The organism is Bacillus sp. GMs2/2, from assembly GCF_050172095.1.
GTDB lineage: Bacteria > Bacillota > Bacilli > Bacillales > Bacillaceae_G > Bacillus_A > Bacillus_A cereus.
The window spans coordinates 1-3,907 of record NZ_JBNLYE010000359.1 but is presented as its reverse complement, the minus strand read 5'-3'; the positions used below and the strand labels follow the sequence as shown (position 1 = coordinate 3,907).

Sequence of the window (3,907 nt, the reverse complement as noted above, 5' to 3'; positions counted from 1 at the left end):
TTTATGATTTACGTTATACACATGCTACGCTACTTTTGAAACAAGGTATACATCTAAAGACTGTAAGTGAACAATTCAGTTATAAAGATATGTTCATAACATTAAATCGCTATTCACATGTTTTGCCTGGAATGCAGGAGGATGCTGTTAAAATATGTAGTGAAAAACCATTTGAATAGTAATATTTACAAATATAAAAAATGCGGTTTCTCCTCTCAAGAGAAACCGCAACATATCAATGTTTTTACTATATTTTAAACTGACTCGTATACAGATCAAAATAAAACCCTTTATCTTCCATGAGAGACTCATGATCCCCTCTTTCTAAAATTCTTCCATCCTTTATAACAAGGATTTGATCTGCTTTTTCAATTGTTTTAAGTCGGTGAGCGATCACAAAACTTGTGCGACCTCTCATTAAATTATTTAGCCCTGCTTGTATTTGTAATTCTGTTCTTGTGTCAATATTAGATGTCGCTTCATCGAGAATTAATATATCTGCATCTGCTAAAATTGCTCGTGCAATCGCAAGAAGTTGTTTTTGTCCTTGACTTAAATTCGATCCTTCTGAAGCAATTTCTGTTTCATATTGATTTGGCAAATGCTTAATAAAAGAATGTGCAGATGCTGCCTTAGCTGCAGTGATAACTTCTTCATCAGTAGCATCTAAGCGTCCATAACGGATATTATCCATAATCGAACCAGCAAATAAATACGTATCCTGTAAAACTACTCCTATTTTACTTCGTAAAGAATTAATATCATAATCTTTTATATCTTTTCCATCAATATGAATTTGTCCTTGCTGTATATCGTAAAAGCGAGTTAACAAATTAATGATTGTTGTTTTCCCTGATCCAGTCGGGCCAACTAAAGCAATTGTCTCTCCTGGCTGCGCTTTAAGACTCACTTCTTTTAAAATCGTTTTATTCTCTGCATAGCCAAATGAAACATTCTCAAGTGCAACATGCCCTTGTAAATTTTGTACAACAAATGCGTCTTTTTTATTTTGAATTTCTGGTACCTCATCCATAATCTCAAAAACACGTTCTCCACCAGCAACTGCCGCTTGAATTGTATTCATTAAAGTCGCAAATTGACTTAACGGTCTTGAGAATTGACGAGAATAATTAATAAAAGCCGCAATAACACCCACTGTTGTCATTCCGTTTAAGACCATAACTGATCCAGTCCCAATGACAAGCCCCATACCTAAGTTATTAATAAAGTTCATACTTGGAAAAATAAAAGCTGAAAATGTATCAGCCTTCGTAGCTGAAACTCTTAGCTGTTCATTAATTTTATTGAAATTTTGTACAGTTTCTTTTTCTTTTCCATACAACGTCGTAACATCCGCACCTGTAATTGCTTCCTCAATAAATCCATTTAATTCACCTAAATCTTTTTGACGCTTCGCAAAGTTTTTACCACTATATGCAACTAGTTTTTTTGTAACGTAAAACATAATAGGTACTGTAATTAAAGTTACAATTGCTAAAATCCAATTTAAGGCGAACATCGCAATCGTTACACCTATAAAAGTTAGCGCTGATGAAATAATTTGTACAACACTTTGTGTCAAAGCTTGGTTCAAATTATCTATATCATTTGTCACACGGCTCATTAAATCACCTTGAGAACGCACATCAAAGAACCGTAAAGAAAGCGTTTGGATTTTCTCAAAAATATCTTGTCGTATTTTTTGAATTGTTTTTAATGCAACGTTAATCATGACAAATGTTTGTAACCATGTTAAAAGTACAGTTACACCGTAAATCGCGATAAGTAACATACACATTCTTGCTGTACCACTTAAATCTTTCGGTACAATATATTGATCTATAATGACTCCCATAAAATAGGGACCTAATAATCCAAGTAAAGTAGTAACAACGACTAGAAATATAACAAACATTAGAGCAGCTTTTTGATAGCCCATATAGTTCCATATCCGCATTACAGTTCCTTGGGCATTTTTAGCTTTTCCCATCTTCGGTGTGTTTCGTCCACCTTTATTAGCAAATTGCCCTTGAAAATTACGCATGTTCTTCCCCACCTTCTTTATGCAAATTACCACCTTGGGAAAGATAAATTTCCTGATAAACCTCACTTCGTTCTAACAATTGTTCATGTGTACCATTGCCAACTAATTCACCATTATCTAATACAAGTATTTTATCCGCATCCATTATGGAAGAAATTTTGGACGCGATTAATAATGTCGTTGTGCCTTTATATTTTGTTTTTAAAGCTGTTTGAATAGTAGCCTCTGATTTTGCATCAACTGCTGATGTAGAATCATCTAATATGAGAATCGGTGGTTTTCTCACAAGTGCCCTTGCAATTGATACACGTTGTTTTTGTCCACCTGATAGATTTGTCGCACCTTGTGTTAAATTATATCGATAAGATTCTTCCAGCTTATTGATAAACTCAGTCGCACAAGCTGATGCAGCTGCTACTTCCAGCTCATCATGTGTTGCATTTTCTTTACCATAACGTAAATTCTCTTCTATACTACCTGAGAACAACAAAGCCTTCTGAGGTACAAACCCTATTGAAGCACGGAGTTTTTGCAAATCATATGTTTTAACATCTATTCCATCTATACATATTTCACCTTGATCCACATCATATAGACGTGGTAACAGTTTCGCTAAGGTAGATTTACCACTTCCAGTTGATCCAATAATCCCTACTTTTTCACCTTTTTGTATGCTAAACGAAATATCCTTTAAAACGTATTCATTATTTTTCGTATAACTATAACTAACATTTTTAAATTCGATATTCCCCTCGATTTTCTCAGGTTCGATTGCATTAGCTGCGCTTATAATATCAACCTCGGTATTTAACACTTGCTGTACACGATCCGCAGATGGAAAAGCTCGCGCAATTTGAATAAATACCATGCTAATCGACATAAGTGACATTAAAATGATATTCAAGTAATTAATAAATGCCAAAATCGCTCCTACTTGAAGCGTTCCATTGAATACTTTTTCTCCACCAATCCATAATGTTGCGACAATCCCGCCACTTACAACTAGCATAATGATTGGCATCATTAAAGAAATAAGTTGCACAGCTCGAATATTTATCTTCGTTAAATTTGTATTTACATTTCCAAATTGGGCGATTTCGTATTTTTGTCTTACATACGCTTTTATAACACGTACACCAGATAAATTTTCTTGTAACTTTGTATTCACTTTGTCCAATGCCTCTTGCACCTTTTTAAATGTACCACTTGCTTTACTTGCAATTAAAATAATCGCAAGTAATAAAATCGGAACAACTACAAGTAATATTGGAAATAACTCTCGCGCTGTTACAAAAACAATAATTATACTTCCCATAAATAACAGTGGACCACGAACGAGAACACGTAATGTCATCGTCATTGCCGATTGAATGGAAGTGATATCATTCGTCACGATCGTTAATAATTTACCTGTTCCAAATGAATCACGATTATTACTAGAAAATGTTTCTATTTTCGCAAACACATCTTTTCGTATGTCTGTAGCGAAATTAACAGCTGCTTTTGTAGAATACATCATACACCCAAGCCCTCCAACTAAACCGAGTGCTGCTGCTCCTATCATAAGAAGCCCCATTTTTATTACATAATTTAAATCCCGATTTGCAATCCCAACATCAATGATATGTTGCATAATAGTCGGTTGAATTAAGTCCATCGCAACCTCAAGTACCATAAATAGCGGTCCAATAATAGCGAAGAACATGTATGGTTTTAAATACTGTAATAACTTACGAAATGATTTCATACATAATCTCCTTTTCCCATGAAATTACCACTGAATAATTCATATCCCTCCTTATTTAAGCGATATTTTTTGTAATTTCTTCATTACTTTTATTATATTATGCAAATTAATATTTA

The 3,907-nt window shown here is 34.0% G+C and carries 2 protein-coding genes; both read right to left on the bottom strand.

Annotation, left to right across the window (positions count from 1 at the left end; translation table 11 throughout):
• Window positions 1–247: 247 nt before the first annotated feature.
• Entirely contained in the window at window positions 248–2,044 is a 1,797-nt protein-coding gene (locus ACQGS6_RS24225; RefSeq protein WP_001243555.1) for an ABC transporter ATP-binding protein, read from the bottom strand.
• A complete protein-coding gene (locus tag ACQGS6_RS24220) occupies window positions 2,037–3,791 on the bottom strand; it encodes an ABC transporter ATP-binding protein (protein WP_000834788.1) in 1,755 nt (584 codons plus the stop codon). The genes ACQGS6_RS24225 and ACQGS6_RS24220 overlap by 8 nt, the downstream gene beginning before the upstream one ends.
• Window positions 3,792–3,907 lie beyond the last annotated feature (116 nt).